Source organism: Ruminococcus sp. N15.MGS-57, assembly GCF_000980385.1.
Taxonomy (GTDB): Bacteria; Bacillota; Clostridia; order Oscillospirales; family Ruminococcaceae; genus Hominimerdicola; species Hominimerdicola aceti.
In genome coordinates this window covers 1-3,956 of record NZ_LARF01000072.1, presented here as the reverse complement: position 1 = coordinate 3,956, position 3,956 = coordinate 1, and the positions used below count along the sequence as shown (strand labels likewise).

Here is a 3,956-nt window from a genome sequence, read left to right as displayed (position 1 = left end):
AGTAGAAATCTACTACCGCTTCATCGGCAAAATCGACTGACCTTTCTTTTTTACCCAACAATATCTTTAATTAAGGGAGACGGGGGTATCATATCCTGATATAACGATGATATCGGGACTTTGCAGGGTGCTGGGCATTTCTGAGCACGAGCTTTGCACGGCGAGCGAGGACAATCAGCAGAGAGAGGCTGAGTTTATGGCGCGAAGTTATAAAAGCTTTGTTCGGGGGTACACTATCATAACTGGGATAGGCTATCTTGCGGCGATAATACCGAGCTTTATTTATAATGTGGCTCATGGTGGTATAGGTTGGTTCATGGTGCTTATCACGTCGCTGATGCTGACGTTTTCTTTCATAAATGTGCCTGTGCTTGTGAAGAAAAACAGGGCGTTATGGACGTTAGGTTCTGCGACGGTCTCGCTTATGCTTCTTTACGCCGCAGGGTGCGTTTATTCACACGGGGATTGGTTTGTAATGGCGACACTTGGAACACTTCTTGGGGAGGCTATCATATTTTTGCCTTTCGTGCTGAGAAGTGAACAGCTTGAAAAGTATGTGAGAAATTGCAAGGGGCTTATCTGCATGGCGGCGGATTCAGTACTGACTTTTGCATGCGTTGTTTTTGGTACGCTGAAATACGGTGACGTGGTAGACCTTCGTGAAGGCATGGCCGCTACGGTGACTTGTGTGGCATTGGTGTGGGCTGTGTTCCTTATTATAAGGTATCTAAAGGTGAACGGCTTTTTCAAGGGTGCACTTTGCTTTGTGGCATCTGCGGTATGGGTAGTGGCAATGACTGTGCTGAGCAATGCGTGGAACGGCATGAAACTGTCTGAGATATTTTCGGTGAAAGGTGCTGACAACAGCCGCTATGATGTTATAGTCTGCCTTTGTCTGGCGGGAGTTGCGGCGGTGCTTGCTATTGCAGGTGTAGTGTTTAAGTTTGCGAGAAAGAGGTCGCAGGATAGGTAGTGCTGAGGAGATAAAAGAGATATACAAAACGGATAGGGACAATTTGGACTTTGTGGGACGTCGAGGACGCCGTCCACTACATAAATGTGATCGGGAATAGGAAATACTGCACTTGGGTGAAAGCTTGGGTGCGGTATTTTTATTTTTATGTGAATATTTTACCCGTATATGTCAAAAATAATGCCAGAGGACTTATGCCGCCGATAGCATAAGACTGCCGTGGGCGCAACAGTGGCTGCGGAAATCATATCGGAGAAAGGTTTTGTGTGTATGAAAAAATTCAGTATCAGAAATTCACACGCAGGCAAGGCTCTGGGAGCGAAGGGTGTTTACATTACACTTGCGGCGTGTCTGCTGGCTCTTGGCGGTGCGGGTATAGCTGCATATAACAAGGCTATGGAGGATATCACCGACAATCTGACTATTTCGAGCGTTGACAGCACTGCGCCAAAGCAGGCTGATAACAAGAAAACGGACGTTAAAAAGGACGAAAGCTCCAAGCCGGATGTGGACATTCAGACACAGCCAAATGTTATGCCTGTGAACGGTGAGATATTAGAGCCGTTTTCTAATGGCGAGCTTGTGAAGTCGGAAACTCTCGGCTACTGGAAAACCCATGACGGCGTTGATATCAAAGCTGACCTTGGCGAGCCTGTCAAGGCGATGAACAAGGGCACTGTTACAAAGATATGGGACGACCCTCTGTGGGGCAACTGCATGACTATCGACCATGGAAACGGCATTGTAGGGCATTACTACAATCTGTCAAAGGAAATGTCCGTCAAGGAGGGTGACGAGGTGAATGCAGGGGAGGTCATAGGTGCTGTGGGCGACACTGCTCAGGCGGAAGTGGCAGAGCTTTCTCATCTGCACTTTGGCTTGAAAAAGAACGGTCAGTGGATAGACCCTATCGAGTTTATTGACCCTGCGGACAAATAAGCTTTCTTCATTTTGGCGCTTTGTAATACAAAGTGCTGATGTTATAATCCCCCATATAACGCCGCATCTGAAAATTTTCGGGTGCGGTGATACATATGTATTGCAGAATAGAGAGAATTGTGCTATAATTATACTTTAAGGCAATATTGCTGATGTTTTTACACAGAACATAGAGTGGTGGGACGCCGAGGGCGTCGTCCTCTACGGTCTGTTTTATATTGTGTGGATAATGTATAAATTATTGTGAGGTATAATAATGAAAAGCAAAAGAATCTATCCTGCGTTCACTATATCGAAAAAAGGGGAAATGTCCCTGAAAAACGGTCACCCATGGGTGTATTGTGACGAATTGAGAAACGAGCCTGAGGGCTTGAAAAACGGTGAGCTTTGCGATGTTTTCTCTGAAAAAGGTTCTTATCTTGGAACGGGTTTTCTCAGCCTTAACAGCAAGATAAGGATAAGGATCTTATCTGACAACGCAAATGAAAATTTCTCGGAAAACTTTTTCCGCAGACGTATCCGCTATGCTATAGATTACAGAAAAACTGTTATGGGTGACGACTTTTCGGCTTGCAGGCTTATTTTTGGCGAAGCTGACGGCATGCCGGGGCTTACTATCGACAAGTATGGAGATATACTTGTTTCGCAGGTGCTTTCCTACGGCATGGATATGATAAAGGATATGATATTCAGGCTTCTTGTTGAAGAGCTTGAAAAGGACGGAGTTAAAGTTTCGGGCATAATGGAGCGTAACGATGTCGCTATCAGAAAGCTGGAGGGCTTGGAGCAGTACAAGGGCTGGTATAGGGCTGAATTTCTCCCTGAACCACCGTCAAATATCACTGAGATAACGGAGAATGGCATACGCTATGAGGTCGATGTTGAGAACGGTCAGAAAACTGGATTTTTCCTTGACCAGAAATATAACCGCCTTGCGGTGTCGAAGATAGCAAAGGGCAAGAAGGTCCTTGACTGCTTTACCCACACAGGTTCGTTCGCACTCAATGCGGCAATGGGCGGTGCAAGGCATGTTACGGCGGTGGATGTTTCACAGTTCGCTGTTGATACGGCTAGGGAGAATGCTGAGAGAAACGGTTTGACGGACAGAATGGATTTTCTTTGCGCAGACGTTTTCGATCTGCTCCCGAAGCTTCTTGAGGAAAAGGCTGATTATGACATGATAATCCTCGACCCGCCCGCTTTCACAAAGAGCAGAAAGACAGTTGGAAGCGCTGAGAGGGGATATAAGGAGATAAACTACAGGGCAATGAGACTTCTGCCAAGGGGCGGATATCTTGCCACTTGCTCATGTTCGCATTTTATGGAGAACAGGCTATTTGTGAAAATGGTAATGAGTGCTGCAAAGGATGCAGGCGTTCAGCTCAAGCTTATTGAAGCAAGACAGCAAGCACCTGACCACCCGATACTTCTCAATGTGCCTGAAACGGATTATCTGAAATTTTATCTTTTTCAGGTGGTGTAGGTGTTGACAAATAAGCCGTAATGTGATATAATATAGCTGTCGAAAGACCTGATATATCACAGTTTGTCTGCTGTGTTCGGACATAAGTCACAGGTATCTTGGGTATCTTGGCTTCCAGTCGACGAAATAGACTTTTCAGCCCTGTTGTTTTTCAGCAGGGCTTTTTATTTTGCATTTTGGTGTTGACAAATGCTTGCGGATATGCTATAATATAGCTGTCGAAAGACCCAATATATTTCAGCGAGTCTGCTGAGTTCGGACATAAGTCACAGGTATCTTGGGTATCTTGGCTTCCAGCCGACGAAATAGACTTTTCAGCCCTGTTGTTTTTCAGCAGGGCTTTTTATTTGTATTTTTGTAGGTTTGTCAATCATATTGGACACTATTATTAAGAAATTCGATAGGCGAAAACCATTTGAGGGGACGCATAGGACGGTTGTTTGTTCGACTTAAACGTGCAGCTAGCTGCACGTTTAAGTCGTCGCAGGAATAAAACCTATGGCACGAATAGAATTTGTTGTGATCTTCTCGGTGACTGCGCTCTACTTTGCCATTGTGCCT

General features: G+C 45.4%; 3 protein-coding genes. All 3 read left to right on the top strand.

Features of this window, described 5'->3' with window-relative positions:
* The first annotated feature begins 106 nt into the window (after positions 1 to 106).
* The 3 genes from WS40_RS10155 to WS40_RS10145 all read left to right on the top strand — a co-directional run bounded on the left by WS40_RS10155 (position 107) and on the right by WS40_RS10145 (position 3,395).
* The gene (locus WS40_RS10155) at positions 107 to 973 is read left to right on the top strand and encodes a hypothetical protein (RefSeq protein WP_046442068.1); all 867 of its coding nucleotides are present in this window, start codon (positions 107 to 109) and stop codon (positions 971 to 973) included.
* Positions 974 to 1,243: 270 nt separating this feature from the next.
* Positions 1,244 to 1,912 carry a M23 family metallopeptidase gene (locus WS40_RS10150; RefSeq protein WP_117857602.1) on the top strand — a complete coding sequence of 223 codons (669 nt, stop codon included), beginning with the start codon at positions 1,244 to 1,246 and terminating at the stop codon, positions 1,910 to 1,912.
* A gap of 256 nt (positions 1,913 to 2,168) precedes the next feature.
* Positions 2,169 to 3,395 carry a class I SAM-dependent rRNA methyltransferase gene (locus WS40_RS10145; RefSeq protein WP_046442066.1) on the top strand — a complete coding sequence of 409 codons (1,227 nt, stop codon included), beginning with the start codon at positions 2,169 to 2,171 and terminating at the stop codon, positions 3,393 to 3,395.
* Positions 3,396 to 3,956: the final 561 nt, after the last annotated feature.